This is a genomic window from Pseudanabaena yagii GIHE-NHR1, from assembly GCF_012863495.1.
Taxonomy (GTDB): domain Bacteria; phylum Cyanobacteriota; class Cyanobacteriia; order Pseudanabaenales; family Pseudanabaenaceae; genus Pseudanabaena; species Pseudanabaena yagii.
This window is the reverse complement of the sequence record NZ_JAAVJL010000001.1, coordinates 2965142-2983074: the sequence shown is the minus strand read 5'-3', so window position 1 is coordinate 2983074 and position 17933 is coordinate 2965142. Positions and strand designations below refer to the sequence as shown.

Below are 17933 nucleotides of genomic sequence, written 5' to 3'. Positions count from 1 at the left end.
TTAAACGAAGTGTACCTGATCGAGGTCTAGAAGAATTAATGCACTCACCTTAATATTACTCTCGTTCTCCCAAATGGATTGAAATGATCGCAATGATACAGGAATCTATCTTCAGTCCCTTCTTTGCAACCATACTCCTCACAATTTTAGTGTGGGTATACATGTATATTCGCCGCATCAATTTTATTGTGAGCAGAAAGCTAACTCCCAAAGAGCTTACACCAATTTCCCTCTCTCAGTTATCTCCTCCAGCAGTATCCAATCCATCAGACAATCTCAAAAATTTATTTGAACTTCCAATCATTTTTTATGCACTAGTCTTCTATCTCTTCATCACCAAGCAGGTAGATTCAATATATATTAACGCGGCATGGATTTTCTTTGGGTTTCGCACCTTGCACAGCCTTGTCCACTGCACATTCAATCTAATTCTGTTGCGATTTTATCTCTATTTGATTTCCGCGATCGCCCTATGGTTTATGACAATTCGTGCGTTTCTAATGTACGTTAACTCGTAAATCCAATGACCAGAAAGCCTTGAGAACATCTCGTCAATTAGCATCATACAAAAGCATGAGTGTATTTCGCTCTTCTTTACTTTGGTAAGCGACTGTTTTATCGTTGAAGCTAGACAAAGTTTAAATTCGTAGGAGTAAAGCCGCATCGTGCTTGATTTAAAAGGAAAGATAGCTTTAATCACTGGTGCATCGCGAGGCATTGGTGCGGCTGTTGCTCAACTGTTGGCTGAACGAGGAGCCGATATCATCATCAACTACCGCAGCAAAGCACATCGTGCTGAAGAAATTGCCGCAAATGTGATGGCAACTGGACAACGTGCAGTTCTCGCACAGGCAGATATTACCAATGAAGAGGAAGTTGGCAAAATGATGCAGAACATTGCCACTAACCTGACAAAATTAGACTTGCTAGTACTGAATGCCAGTGGTGGTATGGAAAAGGATAAATCCACCGACTATGCGATGGATCTCAATCTTAAGGCTCAAGAACGATTAGCAGATCTAGCAGTTCTCCTAATGAAAGATGGTGGGCGAATTGTGTTTGTGACTAGTCACTTAGCGCATTTTTATGGACAAAAGCCTGTAAGTGCCATCTACGAAAACGTTGCTGCAAGTAAATACGCAGGTGAGCAGTCGCTGCGCGATCGCATTCCTAAATTTACTGAAAAAGGAATTCGTTTGGTAGTCGTTAGTGGAGATTTAATCGAAGGGACAATCACACCAAAACTAATGGAACGAGCCAATCGAGGATTTATCAACGAACGACGCGAACAAGCAGGTACATTACCAACCGTTGCTGATTTTGCCACGGCGATCGCTGATGCCTGTGCAAATAAAAGTCTCCGCAGTGGAGAGACTATATTTGTAGGAAGTACAGAATGGTAATTAGAAGCAAAGGGGGGCGCTTAGCGCCCCCCTTTGAAAAACTAACTTCTCAAAGTTGCTTGGAACTTCTCTTCGAGTAAATCGCGAACTTTCTGATGAACGGGGTTAATGTCGGCATCAGTTAAGGTGCGATCGCTAGCTCGATAGACTAGTCTGAAGGCAAGACTGCGCGAACCTTCGGGAACACCTTTACCAATATATTGATCGAAGAGGGTGACAGAATCGAGCAACTCGCCACCCACATGGGTAATCGATCGCTGAATATCGGCAACGGTGAATTTGAGTGGTGCGAAGAAAGCAATATCGCGATCGCTACTGGGGTAAGTCGAGAAGGGCTGGAAAGTGGGAATTGACTTCTTCATCATCGCATCGAGCAAGGTGTAGAAATCTAACTCAAACACATAGATCTCATCGGGAAGTTCCTTTTCGGCGCGTAGTTGTGGATGGAGTTGACCAAATGTACCGAGGCGCTCACCCGAAATCCAGAGGGAAGCGGTGCGTCCGGGGTGTAGGCGATCGTCCTTTTGATCGGGTTGATATTCCACAGTGACCGAGAGATTGTGGAATACGGAATCGAGTAGACCTTTGGCTTCGTAAAAGTTTAGAGGCTTAGAATCATGCTGCCATGCGCCCACGGTGGGATCGCCGCCGAAAATACCTGCAATGCGATCGGTTTCATCACTACCCGCTTCATCGAGCCAGAACACACGACCGATTTCAAAGCCATTCAAGATGCCATTACCTTGATTGATATTGAAGGCGCAAGCATCAATCAAATTAGTGAGCAGGTCACCGCGCAAGGCTCCATACTCGATCGCTACGGGGTTATTGATTTTCACCTGATGGGATTCGGTGGGACTGCATAGAGACATATGCATTACTTCCGTTAAGCCAACGGCGCGGAAGGCGGCGCGAATCATCCGACCACCTTCTTGATCGGCGGAAAGGAAGCCAAATTCGGTTCTGGCTGGCAGAGTTTCTACAAATTTGTCATAGCCATAGATCCGCGCAATCTCTTCTACGAGGTCAATTTCGCGCTCAATATCCGCATAGCGATAGGGCGGAACGGTTACTTTCCAAGTGGCATAGCTACCTTCTTCAATGGGGTGTTTTTCCAGTTCAAAGGACAAGACCTTGAGGGTTTGCTCAACTTCTGCTTCCGAAAGGAGAGGCAATACACTTTCATCTTCGCGATCGACTTCACCGAGAATTTGCCACACTTTCGTCAAGCGCAAATCAATCACCCGCACTTCCTGAGAACGCGCATCGGCAACACTTTGCTCGATAACTTCACCACCTGCGAGTTCCACAATCATTTGGATTGCCTTGGCGGTAGCTGACTCGATCGCTGCCTGATTGACACCACGTTCATAGCGTGCCGATGCCTCAGTGCGTAAACCCTGAGCGCGTGCCGATCGCCTTGTCGTAACTTGCGTAAAGAGAGCCGCTTCTAAAACAATATTGGTCGTTTGTTCAGAAACTTCGGTTTCTGCGCCACCCATTACCCCCGCGATCGCGATCGGTTTGTCGCCAGAGGTGATTAAGAAGTTCTGACTGGTGAGAGTGCGATCGGTATCATCAAGGGTTTTAATTTTTTCGCCAGCCTTAGCAAAGCGCACCCCGATATTCAGATCCTTGTCCAAGGTATCCGCATCAAATGCATGGAGCGGCTGTCCCCATTCCAATAGGATGTAATTGGTGATATCGACAATATTGTTGATCGATCGCATTCCTGCGGCTTCCACGCGACGCTTGAGCCATTCAGGAGATGGGGCAACCTTTACGCCTTTAATCAAAGTACCGATATAGGCAGGGCAGGACTTGGGATCTTCCACCTTCACCCAGTTGGCAACCTTGGGCTGAAAATCTTTAGTGGCTAAGGGTAAACGCACCTCTTTACCGAGTAGAGCCGCCACTTCACGGGCGATCCCCACCACACTCAAGGCATCGGCACGGTTGGCAGTCGATGTCACATCAAGGATGGCATCATCCAGACCTAGCAAGGGGCGCACGTCTGCACCAACGTTTAAGCCATCAGGAAATTCATGGATGCCGCTTGATTCTTTGGCTAAGCCAATCTCGGCGAGGGAGCAGATCATCCCTTCAGAACGCTCACCCCGTAACTTTGTGGGGCGCAATTTTAAATCAATAGTCGGTAAATAAGTCCCAATTGTGGCTACAGGCACAAATAAGCCCTGTCTCGCGTTTGCCGCACCACAGACAATTTGCAAGGGTTCAGGTGCGCCAATATCGACTTTACATACCTGTAATTTATCGGCATTAGGATGGCGATCGGCGGTGAGGATATGACCAACGACCACGCCCTCAGCCCATGTTCTGCGGTCTTCGATGGACTCCACTTCAAAGCCTGCCATCGTGAGTTTTTCTTCTAGCTCTTGGGGCGAGAGATCGCAGTCAACAAGTTCGCGGAGCCAATTCAAAGAGATACGCATTGGGAGTTTCTAGGGAAAAGTGTTAAGAAATATTCAGGTTATAGTAGTTTAGCAAAATCCGCACGGCAAACTTACTAACTGCATTGCATGTCTAAGTAGCTAGGCGCAATTAAGCTATGGGGCACGCGCAGCGTGCCCCATAGCTTTTGGTTAGCGATCGCCTTGCTCATAAGTAGTAATAATGTTCTGAATTTCATCTGCGGCAATATCAACCTGTTCAGATTTGGGATAAATAGTCAGTAAGATAATCCCCGTTGCAGTTTTGACGTAATAAATTAAACGATAGCCACCACTTTTGCCCTTTTGATTATCACTATTGCGAACTCTCAGTTTAAAAACTGCATAGCCAATTCCAGAGATTTGATCACCTAGTATTTGACCTTGTTCTAATTGGGTGATGATTGGTTGGATATCTTTACGAATACTTCGATATTTTTTAGCTAGTGTGCGTAAGTTTTTTTGAAAAGTTGGTGATGCTTCAACTTGAATTAAAGGTTTCTCAGTCATCTTCAATTCCATCCCACAATTGAGAAACTGGAATTGTTTGTCCAGTCATGGCTTCATGCCAAGCTTGGCGAAAATCTGATAGGATTTCTGATTGTGTTGGGTCTGTCGCTTCTGGGATTAGGACAATAACTTCTACTCGACTATTTTTGTCATTCAAGAGAGGATGATCTAGAGTAAGTTGACCTTCCTCATTGATGGTTGCCATTGCTTTCAGTGCTTTCATTATTGCTCCAAAATGCTTTTATTACTTAGACACTTTCCCCATTTTTATTACGGGCTATAAGATGGTATTCTGCAACTGATATTAAGCGGATATCTAGTAACATTGTCATTACTGAATACTTCTTGCTATATAAAGCCCAATCCTATCATGCCTGAAGTTAATCCTGCTTCAATTAGTCAAACGATCGCTGATCGTCTTAATCAAATTCGTGTCAATATCCCGCCGCAGGTGAAACTGGTTGCTGTTAGTAAATACACGACTACGGAAGCTGTGAGGGCTGCCTATGCGGCAGGGGTGCGTGATTTTGGTGAATCGCGAGTGCAGGACTCCAAAATCAAACAAACGGAACTTGCAGATTTAACGGATATTACTTGGCACATGATTGGATCATTGCAAAGTAACAAAGCAAGGCAAGCGATCGCCCAATTTGATTGGATTCATTCGCTTGATCGCCTTAGCCTTGCCTCACAATGCGATCGCTTAATTCAGGAACTCGGCAAATCACCAAAATTACTATTGCAGGTAAAGCTGGCGGAAGATCCTCATAAATCAGGTTGGACAGAAGCAGAACTATTAGCGGATTTACCTCAATTAGAGAAGTTGCAAAACCTTGATATTGTGGGACTGATGACGATTTTGCCTTTGGGCTTAAATGGAGATCAAGCCTATGAGGTTTTTAGTCGTGTAGGGGAATTAGCCGCAAAGTTGCGATCGCTCGGTTGGGCAAATATTCAAGAACTCTCGATGGGGATGTCGGCGGACTATGCGATCGCAGTTAAGGCAGGTGCAACGATGATTCGGGTTGGTAGCCAAATATTTTCTGGTTATTAAGTACAGCGCTTTGCACGGATTTAAAACTCGGAAAAATTTTTGAAAGCGCGGCAAAGCCGTGCTTTCAATTTGCTAAAGCCAAAAATCTTGATAGGCAGCACTTTTCACGAATTGTCAAGATTACCTCATGATTTCCTCATTTTGTTTTTTTATATTAAGGAATAACCCTACTGAAAATCCTCAATGATTTGATGATTTAGGGTTGATTTAGTGTTTTTGATATCTAGGCAATCAGTATTGAGGAGGCAAGCATCTTGAAAATTTTAATAGTGGAGGATGATCGTCTCTCGGCATCAATACTGTTGCAACTACTAACGGAATCTAATTACACCATTGATACGGCTGCCGATGCTAAAACTGCGTGGCAATATATCGAGACCTATACCTATGACTTGCTGGTTCTCGATATCATGTTGCCTGATAGTGATGGCATTGATCTCTGCACTAAGTTACGAGCCGCAGGTTACATGATTCCGATCTTGCTGCTTACGGCGAAGGATAGTACTAGCGATCGCGTTATGGGTTTAGAAGCAGGAGCCGATGACTATGTGGTGAAACCCTATGCCTTTCAGGAGTTAATTGCAAGGATTCGGGCGTTATTACGGCGCTACCATGATCACGATACATTGGTGCAGGGGCTGACTTGGGAGAATCTCCGTTTAGATTTCAGTACCAATACTGTGACCTATAATCAGCAACCTTTACGCTTAACTCAAAAAGAATATGGTTTATTGGAACTATTCCTCAGACATCCTCAACAGGTATTTAGCCGCAGTGTGTTAATAGATAAGGTCTGGTCAGCAGGAGAGTTTCCCAGTGAGGAGGCTGTAACGACACATATTAAAGGATTGCGACAGAAGTTGAAGGCGGCAGGGATTAGCGAAGATCCGATTGAGACTTTGTATGGATTGGGATATCGACTCAAGGCGGAACCTACTGCCAAACAACAGGATCAGCCTAGTGCGATCGCTTCTATACCACAGCAAACTGCCGAGGCGCGGGTGAAAGAGGCTCTAGCCGAGATTACGAAAAGATTGCATGACAATTTAGCGGAATTAATCCCGATGTTTCGGCGGGTAGCGATCGCCGTGGAGGAGGGGAATTTAGATTTAGAAATGCGCCATAAAGCTTGTATGGAAGCGCATCGGCTGATTGGCTCCTTGGGAACTTTGGGATTTCCGCAAGGCTCAACGATCGCACGTCAGATTGAGCAACTGCTCAAGGATGATGAGACTCTAAACTCAACTGATGCTGACAATCTGAAGCAATTGATCAATACCTTGCAAGCAATTACGACGGATTCTCTGAATACGACTAATCATCATGTAGCGGTGTCGCATCCACCGATTGAGTCTGCTAAGTTACCACTGTTGCTGATTGTGGATGATGATGTGGAATTTGTCCAAGAGATTCAACTGGAGGCGGAAACTTGGGGAATGCGGGTGGAAACAGCGCATAGCTTAGCGATCGCAAGGGAAAAAATTGATCAAGAGCGACCTAATATCATTCTCTTAGATGTAATGTTTCCTGAGAGTGACAATGGCTTTGTGCTGTTGGATGAACTGGCGCAAAAGCAAATTGATATTCCCACGGTGATCACTACTGCTACAAGTGGATTGAGTGAGCGGGTGATGGCTGCCCAGAGAGGGGGACAAGCCTTTATCGAAAAGCCAGCTTCGGCAGAGGAAATCCTCAGTACGATCGCGCAGGTAATGCAGCAACAACGGAACGATCGCCCCAGAGTGCTAATCGTTGATGACGATATCCATATATTGAAAGTCTTGCAAATTCTATTGGCGCAATGGGATCTTGAAGTTTCGCTGTTAGCCGATCCTAAGCAGTTTTGGCAGGTTTTGGAATCCGCTGCTCCTGATTTGCTGATTTTGGATTTGAATATGCCCGACTATAGTGGCATCGATCTCTGTCGAGCAGTCCGAACCGCTTCACTATGGCACGATTTACCGATTGTCTTTTTGTCATCCCAGAGCGATCGCCAGACGATTCGCCAAATATTTGCGGCGGGGGCAGATGACTATTTGAATAAGCCAATTGTGGAAGCGGATTTGCAGACAAGGATTCTCAGTCGATTAGAACGCAGTCGCGTATCGCGTCAGGCAGCAGATTTTGATGGACTCACGGGTATCTATACTCATCGTCGTGGTATCCAAAGCTTGACACAACTTATCCGACTCGCGACTCGCAATCATCAAAGCCTCTGTTTAGCGATTTTGGATCTGGACTTATTTAAGCAGGTGAACGATCGCTATGGACATGGCGTAGGCGATTTAGTGCTCAAACAGTTTGGGAAGCTATTGCGGCAAAATTTCCGTAGTGAGGATGTGACAATGCGCTGGGGTGGTGAGGAATTTGTGGTGGGCTTGTATGGAGCTAATAGTCAGCAAAGTATAGAACGTCTGAATGAATTCTTAGAAATTTGGCGACAGCAAAAATTTTTGGTCACGGCAACAGAATCTTTTAGTGTGACCTTTAGTGCAGGAGTAGTTGAATATCTCCAAGATGGTAGTAGTGTTGAGCTTTTATATCAACGGATGGATAAGGCTCTTTATCAAGCAAAGGAGACAGGAAGAAATAGAATTGTATTAGCAAGTAATTTCTAGGTAAGATGATCACATCCTCACCGAATGAACGCGATCACCATCTCCAATCGCTCAAAGCGTATATGCTCAAATATGGCTTTGGGGTAGCATTTTTACTGTTATTTGGTTGTGGGATTGCCTCTTATGTCAGTATTCAGCGCTTAAAGGAAAATCGCCACAGTTTAGTCCATACTCGTGCGGTAATTGAGAATCTACAGGGAATCATTGGCGATATCGTTGATGCAGAACTGGGGCGACGGGGGCAGATTATTACCGAAGATCCAATTTTTGTGCTCGGCATCGATACCAAAATTAAAGGACTACGAGATCGCCTCAAAGACTTACGCCAATTGATCCAAGACAATCCTAATCAGCAAAAACATTTTGCTATTGTCGAGCCATTAGTCAATCAACGCCTTGAGGTTCTCGAAAAATCGCTGCAACTATGGCAACAAAATCCTAAGAATACAGCTAATCAAGTGGAATTGACCTATCGGGCTTGGCAATTGCGTCAGGAAATTGAGGCGAAGATCGCCCAAATGCGAAAGGTAGAAGATCAGCTAATTATCGTGCAATCGCAAGCCGTTGAGGATAATGTTCAAACCACCCTGATTTTTGTCATTCTTGGTTCTGTAACTGGTTTTAGCTTATTTGTATTCATTTACTTGATGCTGACTCAAGAAGTAGCTATTCGCAAACAAGCGGAACTGCAATTACAACAAAATAATCAAGACTTAGAGCAAAAAGTTGAGGAACGCACGGCAGAGTTACAAACAAAAGAGCAACTATTTCGCCTAGCGATTTTTAATGCACCTTTGCCGATTACTTTACATATCGAAAATGATGAATTTTTATTGGTAAATCAGGCATGGACAGACCTATCTGGCTATGCGATCGCCGATATTCCCACTGTGCGTGATTGGACGCGCCAAGTCTATGGTGAGAGACATCTTGAGGTTGATGCTTTTTTACAGGAATTTTATGCCAGATCTGAGCATTTTAATAGTGATATTGCTCAAGTAGATACTGCTCAAATAATCACCAAACAGGGACAGAGGCTATTTTGGGACTATTATTCTGCGCCCTTAGACATTCAACCTAACGGCAAGCGTCTATGGATCTCGATGGCGATCGATGTGACCGATCGCAAACTTGCTGAAGATGCTTTACGCGCTAGTCAGAGACAATATGAAACCCTTGCAGAAGTAGTACCTGTGGGTATCTTTCGTGCTGATCTACAAGGCAACAGTATTTATGTAAATCACCGCAGTTGCGAAATTATGGGGATCAGTTTTGCGGAGGCGATGGGTTCAGGCTGGGCAAAGAGTATTCATCCCGAAGATCGCGATCGCGTATTTAGGCAATGGCATGAGGCAGCCACACATCGCCAAAAATTTTATGCTGAATATCGATTTCTCCATCCTGATGGAAAAATTACATGGGTAGTTGCTCAGGTAATTCCCGAAATCGAAAATGACATCATGCTGGGATATGTCGGCACGATGACGGATATTAATTTGCTCAAATCCGTCGAAAAAGAACTCCAAGATGCCAAGGATGAACTCGAAATTAGGGTTGCCGATCGCACTGCGGAGTTGTCTCAACGCCAAATCGAACTAGAAAACCTTAACCGTCGTTGGCAATCATTGCTAGACAATGTGCGTCTATTAGTGATTGGTATCAATCATGAGGGCTGCATCGAATATGTTAATCCATTTTTTCTGGCAGAAACAGGTTACACATTAGATGAGGTAATTGGTCAAGATGTCTTTACCTTATTGTTGCAAGGCGAACAAGCAAAAGCATCAAAGTTAGCATTTGATGAACTAATTACAAGTGGTGAATATCCTCACTTTCAAAATAAGATTTTGACCAAGGCAGGTGAGCTATTAGCGATCGCTTGGAATAACACTGCAATGCGCGATAGCACGGGCAATATTATTGGCACATTAAGCATCGGTGAAGATATTACCGATAAGTTGGCAGTAGAAAAGCTTAAGAGTGAATTTATCTCGGTAGTCAGTCATGAATTGCGAACACCCCTATCTTCAATTCGCGGGGCACTAGGTTTACTCGCCTCAGGAGTGTTAGCCAATCAACCTGATACATCTCAACATATGCTGAATATCGCAGCCTCTGACACAGAGCGCCTAGTCCGTCTAGTCAATGACATTCTCGACTTAGAGCGTTTAGAATCCAATATCATCAACCTTGATCGCCAATGGTGGGATACGGCGGAGATCTGCCAGCAAGCCATAGAAACCCTGCAAGCGATCGCTGAGACAAGTCAGGTCAAGCTATCGAGTCATGTGCCATCCTTGCAAATTTTTGGCGATCGCGATCGGCTTGTGCAAATTCTGGTGAATTTATTGAGCAATGCCGTCAAGTTTTCGCCGCCTCAGAGTGAAGTATTACTTACAGTTGAGTCATCGCCCCATGAGATTATTTTCCATATTCAAGATCATGGAAGGGGCATTCCTGAACAAATGCTAGAGAAGATTTTTGACCGCTTCAGTCAAGTTAATGGCTCGGATTCTCGACAGGGAGGGACAGGTTTAGGCTTAGCGATCTGTCGTACTATCGTCAAGCAGCATGGCGGTAAGATCTGGGCAGAAAGCGTTTGGTCAGAGGGGAGTAACTTTTCATTCACAATTCCCAATCAAATCAGCTAAAACAAATAAATACTGATATTACGTGGAAGGAATACCTGCGATGTTGAAAGATCGGGGCTGGCACGGGGGCACAGCCCCTACCCAAAATTTAAATTATTCAGGTAGGGGCAATCCCCCCGTGGTTGCCCTGCTGTGCTAGCAGCAAGAAATTCATACCCTGAGTTCCACATAACACCAGTAAATAAACGAACTGTAATCTTAGCCCCCCTAGCCCCCCAATTCTGGGGGGAACCAGATTTAAGTCCCCCAGAATTGGGGGATTTAGGGGGCTTATTGCTAGACTTTTAGCCGCAATTTTATGTGTCATGGAATTCTGAAATGATTTCTAAAACTTTCTATTGTCCTCAGATTGTTCTCATTTTCTTAGATTAGGCTATTCATAACTGATGTTACGTGGAAGGAATTCCTGCAATGTTGAAGGATCGGGGCTGGCACGACGGAGGCACAGCCCCTACCCAAAATTTAAATTATTTAGGTAGGGGCAATCCCTCCGTGGTTGCCCTGCTGTGCTAGCAGTAAGAAATTCATACCCTGAGTTCCACGTAACACCAGTTCATAATTCTGAGCTAAGGCTCTTGTGGATAAAAAATGTCCCACCAACGGTAGCTTCGACTCCGCTCAGCCAACGGTAGCTGAGCGGAGTCGAAGCCACAGTTACTTTAATTAATAGCAAGTTCCTAAGGTAATTTTTACCCCGATATTATGGTTACAGCTAGTTCCGATAAAACTCTACTTCTCATTGATGATGAATATATGATTCGTCAGGTCGTGCAGGTTTGTCTCGAAAACCTGAGTAATTGGAAAACCACGATCGCAACATCAGGCAAAGAAGGATTAACTACCGTCGCGCAAGTTAAACCCGATGCCATTTTGCTAGATATGATGATGCCAGAGATGAATGGGTTTGACTTTCTCGAAAAATTGCAAGCAGATGATGAAATCGCCCATATTCCCGTCATCTTATTAACATCCTGTACCACTCTCCTCAGTCATAGAACTCTGTTAGATCTCGGATGCAAAGGTGTAATTAGTAAACCCTTTGAGCCGATCACCCTTGTTTCACAAATTGCCTATATATTAGGTTGGTAGCGATGATCTCTTGCATCTTCCTAAAATCATGACCACCTTAACTCCAAACTCTAATGATTATCTGTTTAAGTCAATCATGACAGTTTTGATTGTGGATGATGCGGAAGCCGATCGCATTACCTATATGCGCTATCTTCAGGGCGATCAAAACCATCGCTACAGATTTTTAGAAGCGGAAACCATCGAGGAAGGTCTAGCACTATGGCGATCGCAAAATCCTGACATTGTGCTGCTTGACTATGCTCTGCCCGATGGTGATGGCTTAGAAATCTTGCAAGCGATGAGAACAGAAAATCTCATGGGCAAACTAGAAACCATCATGCTCACTGGTCAAGGCAATGATGAGCTTGCAGTCAAGGCGATGCGTCTAGGAGCTGCCGATTATTTGGTAAAAGGTGAGCTTACTGCCATTTCCCTCTGTACCCGTGTAGGGCAAGTATGCGATCGCATCCATATCAATCGTCAACTTAAGCGATCGCAAGAGCAGGAACTTTTAATTGCTCAAATCTCCCTTAAGATTCGGAAATATCTAGAATTAGAAGATGTTCTCAGTGTGATTGTCCAAGAAGTACGCGCCTTTCTCAATGCCGATCGCACTGTCATTTATCAATTTAATCCCGACTTTAGTGGCATGGTCGTGGCGGAATCCGTCTTACCACCTTGGGAAGCTTGTTTTCATAAACAACTCAGTGATGAGCATTTTCCTGAGACTATGGGCGGAGCCTATCGCGAAGGACGAGTTTTTGTCGCTCCTGATGTATATCAAGCAAATCTCAGTGAATGTCATCTGCAATTACTGGAGCAGTTCCACATCAGAGCCAGCCTGATCGTACCAATTCTCCAAAATCAAGATCACAACAATCGTCTATGGGGCTTGCTCTGCGCCTATCAATGCTTTGAACCACGCCATTGGGAAGAAGTTGATATTCGCCTGCTCCAGCAATTATCCGTACAGTTAGCGATCGCCCTGCAACAGGCTGAACTATATCGCAGTTTGCAAGTTACCAATAACTTACTCTCCAAAGAGATTCAAGATCGCCTCCAAGCCGAAATTGAACTACTGCAATCCAATGCTCTATTAGAAATGCGTGTAGCCGAGCGCACAGCAGCGCTATATCAAAGTCAACAGGAATTTCTTTCCCTTGCCGAAAATTCGCCTAACATTATTGGTCGTCTCGATCGCCAAATGCGTTATCTATATATCAACTCGGCAATAGAAAAATTAACAGGAATTCCTGCACAAGCATTTATAGGCAAAACAGGGCGAGAAATGGGAATACCTGAAGAAAATCTCGCCCTCCAAGAAGCTGCCGTCACTAAATTATTAGAAACAGGTAATTCGCAATCCTATGAGATTGGCTATTTATTACCAACGAGCAAAGAGAGGGAGTATTACAGAGTCTACATTGTTCCTGAATATAACCATGATGGCGAAATTACGACCATGTTAATTATTTTTCAAGACATTACCCCTAATAAACTGAAAGAAATTGCTGTCCAAGAAATCAATCAACGTTGGCAATCGTTGCTTGATAATGTGCGTCTAATCGTTGTGGGACTGACAGCACAGGGGCTTGTGGAATATGTAAATCCTTTCTTTTTAGAAATTACGGGTTATAAATTTGCCGAGGTCATTGGGCAAGATTGGTTTTATAACTTTTTACCGCAAATTGACCAAGAAAAACTTAAGCAAACTTTCATCGATGCCCTAGCTAACGACGCAATATTTAATAATTTCCCGCGTTACTATCAAAATCCGATCATCACTAGAGCAGGTGAAGAGCGCATGATTGCATGGAACAATACCCCCTTACGCAATCCAAATAATAAAATTATCGGCACAATCAGCATTGGCGAAGACATTACCGATAAGTTAAAGGTTGACAAAATCAAAGGTGAATTTATTTCGATCGTGAGCCATGAACTCCGCACGCCCTTATCTTCAATTCGCGGGGCATTAGGTTTACTGGCTTCGGGAGTATTAGATGAAAAACCTGACACAGCGAAACATATGCTGAATATTGCGGTGGCAGATACCGAAAGGCTAGTACGACTAGTAAATGATATTCTGGATTTGGAACGTTTAGAATCTAGTCGCATCACTCTCAATCGCCATTGGTATGATGTGACCGAGCTATGCGAACAAGCACTGAAAACAATGCAAACGCTTACTACTGATCATCAAATCCAGATAGTTAGCAATGTCCCATCCTTACAAATTTGGTGTGATCGCGATCGCCTTGTCCAAACCATTGTCAATTTACTTAGCAATGCGATCAAGTTCTCTCCGCCCCATAGCGAAGTTCGCTTTGACGTATACTCAACTACCCAAGATATTCTGTTTAAAATCAGCGATCAAGGTCGTGGTATTCCTGAAAACTCTTTAGAAAGTGTTTTTGAGCGGTTTCATCAAGTCGATGCCTCCGACTCTCGCCAAAAGGGAGGCACAGGCTTAGGTTTAGCCATCTGTCGCAGCATTATTCAGCAACATGGCGGTAAAATTTGGGCTGAGAGCGTTCTATCCCAAGGCAGTACATTTTCCTTTACGATTCCCCATCATCTAGGTTAGGAGCAATGACGATGTATACCAAATCACTGTTATTAATTGACGATGAACCCAATCTCGCATCGGTAATTGCCGTATGTTTAGAAAGCTTTAAGGGGTGGTCAGTGCGCGTCAGCAATTCTGGGAAAGAGGCTTTGAGCATTGTGGAAAGTCTGCAACCTGATGCGATTTTGCTAGATGTGATGATGCCCGAAATGGATGGGATTCAAGTCTATCAACAACTACAAACCAATTCCCATACTCAAAATATTCCTGTCATTCTATTAACCGCTAAAGTCCAAACTAGCGATCGCGAACAGTTTGCCAAACTAGGCGTAGCAGGGACAATCGCCAAACCCTTTGATCCGATCGCGATCGCCGACCAAATCGCTCAACTTTTAAATTGGTAAATCATTAGTTGCTAATGATTTACCTCAATCCCCTTTAAAAAAGGGGAAGAAGAAAATTCTCCCCCTTTTTAAGCTACCGTGTACACACAAGTCATAAAACCTATCTAAGTCAACAATTAATCGCCCCCTAGCCCCCAATTCTGGGGGAACAAGAAAATAAAATCTCTTCAAAGTCCCCCAGAATTGGGGGATTTAGGGGGCTTAGATACATTGAAACGAAGACAGATAGACTTGTGTGTAAACGGTAGCTTAATGGGAGAGGGGGCTGAAGGGTGAGGGATACAATTAAACTAGTAAATTCCTCCATCCTCAGATTGTTCTCATTTTTAGTAACTACAATATTTTTAAATTCTTAATTAGAAGAAATACTTTTCTTTAAATCCAAAATGGAAGTTATAGCTCAAAAAACGATTTTAGTAATAGACGATGACTACTATATTTGTGATGTCTTAAAGACTTGCTTAGAAATTTTCGGGGGATGTAAAGCCATTACAACACTCTATGCGGAAGAAGGGTTAGACATAGTTGCTGAAAATCCTCCTGACGCAATTGTGCTGGATATTTTGATGCCAAATATGGATGGATTTGCCTTTCTCAAAAAATTACAAGCCAATCCCCAAATAGCTGACATTCCTGTTGTTTTATTAACCGCTCGCGCAGATCTCACAGATCCGCAAGCGATCGCCAAGTTAGGAGTTAATGGTGCGATCGCCAAGCCGTTCCATCCAGTCAAATTATTTTCAGAAATTTCTCAGATATTGGGCTGGTAGTATTTATACCCAGAAGAGAATTGCGGCGCGAAGCGCCGCAATTCTCTTCTGGGTTTGCTTCGGCTAGATTAACTATCTTTACACCTCATAATTCCTTTATTTTCTGCTGATATCTTAATTTGCATCGAAGTAAATAAGTAGCTGGGCGCAATTAAATATAAAACCCCAAAACCTGTGGCGCACGCTGCGCGTGCGCCACAGGTTTTGTCTCTGGGTTTTAGCTATTTAGTATTTCGATCGCACTTGTGTAGAACAGTTTTTGAGGCGCATTCATAAATTATTTATGAATTAATAAACTTAATGAAAAAACACCTATATAGGAATGGAGACATGAAGGATTTAGGGATTCTGAAAATAGTCCCTACGAAAACCAGACAGTTAATTTACAAACTAGATCCAGAGACCTATCAACATTGCTGTCGCTTATCATTGCTAGCCAAAGCTTTCAGCAAGTTCCTGCAATTATCAAACCAAGAAACGCAACTTTTAATGTGGGGGGCTTATTTCCATGACATCGGTAAAGTCTTTATCTCTCCAAACATTTTGCATAAACCCACCGCCTTAGATCTAGAAGAGTGGGGGATCATGAAACTCCATCCCATGATCGACAATACCGATCTACATTTGCCCGAAGAGCTAGAGACGATTATCCCAATTATCCAATGCCATCACGAGCGATGGGATGGCTCAGGCTATCCCTATGGTTTATGCAAAGAAGAAATTCCCCATTTAGCAAGGATTGTCCAAATATTAGATATCTATGAGGCTTTAACCCATAAACGTAGCTACAAACCCGCCTTTAGTCCATTAGTAGCGATCGCCATCATTCAAGAAGAAGCTCGCAAAGGTTGGTATCAGCCATTATTAATCGAACAAATCGTTGAATTTGTATATTCTTCCCATACTGACCATCGCTAAGGGAAGCAGATTTTTTGTAGCGCGACGAAGTGATGCCAAAAAAATTAGGTTACTGAAATAGTAATATTTCACCATCCACAGAATTTCCTCATTTTTGGATATTAACCTAAATATTCAACCTATAATAAACAAATAGACTATTTGTTAAACCATCAATGAGGTTAGTCTGATCCCAAAAACTATGTTTTTTAACCTGTTAATTTTCACTATAGATTTGTTGTTAGCGGAAAACACTGATAGTGATTTAATTGGGATTCTAACTTAAATTCCATTTTTGAGTTTAAATATAGCCTCTAGGGGATGTTATTAGGTCTCTCACCGCTATTTACCCCCATTATCAAGTTTATGAATCAAATTACGGTCAATAACTCTACTTGTGAGTTAGGTTGGTGGCTAGAAATTTTGACTGCACAACCTCTCTGCCTATACTACTTTGGTGCATTTACAAGTCGCCAAGAGGCAGAAGCCCAACAAGCTGGATTTATCCAAGATCTCCTACAGGAAAATGCACTGCTCCTTTCGACTAACCTACAATTTTTGCAACCTAATCAGATAACTTTGATAGGGGATGATTTGCGATCGCATATTCATGGATTTAGAAAACTACCTAAACCCAGAAGAATTGCCGCAACCCCACTTGTTTGAGTTTGCAGTTTGCCCAAATACATCGGTTTAAGCACTTTAGATTATTGCTATTATGAAAAACATCGATCGCCTTTATCAATGCCATGTTTTCGGTCAAGAAACTGATATTTGGCAACTGCAATGCCATTTACGCATCATTTATCAACAATTCGGGCAACAAATTGTGATCGTATCTCCGCAAAATTGTGAAATTGGTTGGTTCATCGAATCCAAAACAACAAAACTTGCTACACAAATCGTGCGAGAGTTTCATCTTAATCCTGAGAGCTTAGTCTGGATTGAGCATGATCCCCATTATGCTAACCGTCCAATTGGCACAGAATATAGTGAGGTGAGATTTGAATGGCATCAAGCGATCGCCTTTAATCCTCAATGGCATCCCATCTCCAATGAGGAACTAGAACTTATGATTGGCAATCAATGGCTCACGGGAAGTTTGGAAAATCAGTTGGCTTTAACAAAGGAAGAAATTTTAAGAAAGATGGTTAATGTCTAATTGATGTAATGATCCCCCTCAATTCCACTTTTTAAGGGCGAAGAAGAAAATTCTCTCTCCTTTTGTAGCTACGCTGTACACACAAGTCTAACTGTCTTCGTTTCAATATATCTAAGCCCCCTCAATCCCCCAATTCTGGGGGACTTTGAAAGACTTTTATTTTCTTGTTCCCCCAGAATTGGGGGCTAGGGGGCGATTAACTGTTGATTTAGCACAGCAGGGCAACCACGGGGGGATTGCCCCTACCTAAATAATTTAAATTTTCGGTAGGGGCTGCGCCCCCGTGCCAGCCCCGATCCTTCAATATCGCAGGAATTCCTTCCACGTAACATCAGTGCTAAAGAGAATTATTCTCAAACAAGCTCTTATCGGAG

General features: G+C 43.4%; 15 protein-coding genes. 12 read left to right on the top strand and 3 right to left on the bottom strand.

Features of this window, described 5'->3' with window-relative positions:
- Window positions 1-83 precede the first annotated feature (83 nt).
- Both HC246_RS13605 and HC246_RS13600 read left to right on the top strand, forming a co-directional pair.
- Window positions 84-518 carry an MAPEG family protein gene (locus tag HC246_RS13605; protein WP_318655939.1) on the top strand — a complete coding sequence of 145 codons (435 nt, stop codon included), beginning with the start codon at window positions 84-86 and terminating at the stop codon, window positions 516-518.
- A 147-nt stretch (window positions 519-665) separates the two neighbouring features.
- Complete coding sequence (locus tag HC246_RS13600) at window positions 666-1403, top strand: SDR family oxidoreductase (RefSeq protein WP_169363849.1); 738 nt, start codon at window positions 666-668, stop codon at window positions 1401-1403.
- 41 nt (window positions 1404-1444) lie between these two features.
- Here the strand turns inward: HC246_RS13600 and pheT are convergent, their stop codons facing one another.
- From pheT to HC246_RS13585, 3 genes are all read right to left on the bottom strand, one after another.
- Window positions 1445-3856: a phenylalanine--tRNA ligase subunit beta gene (gene pheT, locus HC246_RS13595; protein WP_169363848.1), complete on the bottom strand. Its 2412-nt coding sequence runs from the start codon at window positions 3854-3856 to the stop codon at window positions 1445-1447.
- Between the two features lie 150 nt (window positions 3857-4006).
- The gene (locus HC246_RS13590; protein ID WP_169363847.1) at window positions 4007-4363 is read right to left on the bottom strand and encodes a type II toxin-antitoxin system RelE family toxin; all 357 of its coding nucleotides are present in this window, start codon (window positions 4361-4363) and stop codon (window positions 4007-4009) included.
- Complete coding sequence (locus HC246_RS13585; RefSeq protein WP_169363846.1) at window positions 4356-4586, bottom strand: type II toxin-antitoxin system RelN family antitoxin; 231 nt, start codon at window positions 4584-4586, stop codon at window positions 4356-4358. Before HC246_RS13585 ends, HC246_RS13590 begins: the two co-directional genes overlap by 8 nt.
- 171 nt (window positions 4587-4757) lie before the next feature.
- Here HC246_RS13585 and HC246_RS13580 point away from each other — a divergent pair, with 171 nt between their 5' ends.
- The 10 genes from HC246_RS13580 to HC246_RS13535 all read left to right on the top strand — a co-directional run bounded on the left by HC246_RS13580 (window position 4758) and on the right by HC246_RS13535 (window position 17559).
- Window positions 4758-5417 (top strand): YggS family pyridoxal phosphate-dependent enzyme, encoded by a 660-nt coding sequence (locus HC246_RS13580; RefSeq protein ID WP_169364594.1) that lies wholly within the window; start codon window positions 4758-4760, stop codon window positions 5415-5417.
- 254 nt (window positions 5418-5671) lie between these two features.
- Window positions 5672-8035 carry a response regulator gene (locus HC246_RS13575; protein WP_169363845.1) on the top strand — a complete coding sequence of 788 codons (2364 nt, stop codon included), beginning with the start codon at window positions 5672-5674 and terminating at the stop codon, window positions 8033-8035.
- Window positions 8036-8040: 5 nt separating this feature from the next.
- Entirely contained in the window at window positions 8041-10686 is a 2646-nt protein-coding gene (locus HC246_RS13570; protein WP_169363844.1) for a PAS domain S-box protein, read from the top strand.
- A 702-nt stretch (window positions 10687-11388) separates the two neighbouring features.
- The gene (locus HC246_RS13565) at window positions 11389-11775 is read left to right on the top strand and encodes a response regulator (RefSeq protein ID WP_169363843.1); all 387 of its coding nucleotides are present in this window, start codon (window positions 11389-11391) and stop codon (window positions 11773-11775) included.
- Between the two features lie 28 nt (window positions 11776-11803).
- Window positions 11804-14344, top strand: a complete 2541-nt coding sequence (locus HC246_RS13560; protein WP_169363842.1) for an ATP-binding protein — start codon at window positions 11804-11806, stop codon at window positions 14342-14344.
- 11 nt (window positions 14345-14355) lie between these two features.
- Window positions 14356-14730 (top strand): response regulator, encoded by a 375-nt coding sequence (locus HC246_RS13555; protein ID WP_169364593.1) that lies wholly within the window; start codon window positions 14356-14358, stop codon window positions 14728-14730.
- A gap of 386 nt (window positions 14731-15116) precedes the next feature.
- Window positions 15117-15500 carry a response regulator gene (locus HC246_RS13550; protein WP_169363841.1) on the top strand — a complete coding sequence of 128 codons (384 nt, stop codon included), beginning with the start codon at window positions 15117-15119 and terminating at the stop codon, window positions 15498-15500.
- A gap of 300 nt (window positions 15501-15800) precedes the next feature.
- Window positions 15801-16418, top strand: a complete 618-nt coding sequence (locus HC246_RS13545; RefSeq protein WP_169363840.1) for an HD-GYP domain-containing protein — start codon at window positions 15801-15803, stop codon at window positions 16416-16418.
- A gap of 345 nt (window positions 16419-16763) precedes the next feature.
- Window positions 16764-17063, top strand: a complete 300-nt coding sequence (locus HC246_RS13540; RefSeq protein WP_169363839.1) for a DUF1816 domain-containing protein — start codon at window positions 16764-16766, stop codon at window positions 17061-17063.
- Window positions 17064-17115: 52 nt separating this feature from the next.
- Window positions 17116-17559 carry a hypothetical protein gene (locus HC246_RS13535; RefSeq protein ID WP_169363838.1) on the top strand — a complete coding sequence of 148 codons (444 nt, stop codon included), beginning with the start codon at window positions 17116-17118 and terminating at the stop codon, window positions 17557-17559.
- Window positions 17560-17933: the final 374 nt, after the last annotated feature.

Bases quoted from the DNA above. Each gene is read 5' to 3' on its own strand.
- HC246_RS13545 (WP_169363840.1), top strand. From the start codon at position 15,801: ATGAAAAAACACCTATATAGGAATGGAGACATGAAGGATTTAGGGATT.
- HC246_RS13585 (WP_169363846.1), bottom strand. From the start codon at position 4,586: ATGAAAGCACTGAAAGCAATGGCAACCATCAATGAGGAAGGTCAACTT.
- HC246_RS13540 (WP_169363839.1), top strand. From the start codon at position 16,764: ATGAATCAAATTACGGTCAATAACTCTACTTGTGAGTTAGGTTGGTGG.
- HC246_RS13570 (WP_169363844.1), top strand. From the start codon at position 8,041: ATGATCACATCCTCACCGAATGAACGCGATCACCATCTCCAATCGCTC.
- HC246_RS13555 (WP_169364593.1), top strand. From the start codon at position 14,356: ATGTATACCAAATCACTGTTATTAATTGACGATGAACCCAATCTCGCA.
- HC246_RS13550 (WP_169363841.1), top strand. From the start codon at position 15,117: ATGGAAGTTATAGCTCAAAAAACGATTTTAGTAATAGACGATGACTAC.
- HC246_RS13535 (WP_169363838.1), top strand. From the start codon at position 17,116: ATGAAAAACATCGATCGCCTTTATCAATGCCATGTTTTCGGTCAAGAA.
- HC246_RS13565 (WP_169363843.1), top strand. From the start codon at position 11,389: ATGGTTACAGCTAGTTCCGATAAAACTCTACTTCTCATTGATGATGAA.
- HC246_RS13560 (WP_169363842.1), top strand. From the start codon at position 11,804: ATGACCACCTTAACTCCAAACTCTAATGATTATCTGTTTAAGTCAATC.
- HC246_RS13590 (WP_169363847.1), bottom strand. From the start codon at position 4,363: ATGACTGAGAAACCTTTAATTCAAGTTGAAGCATCACCAACTTTTCAA.
- pheT (WP_169363848.1), bottom strand. From the start codon at position 3,856: ATGCGTATCTCTTTGAATTGGCTCCGCGAACTTGTTGACTGCGATCTC.
- HC246_RS13605 (WP_318655939.1), top strand. From the start codon at position 84: ATGATCGCAATGATACAGGAATCTATCTTCAGTCCCTTCTTTGCAACC.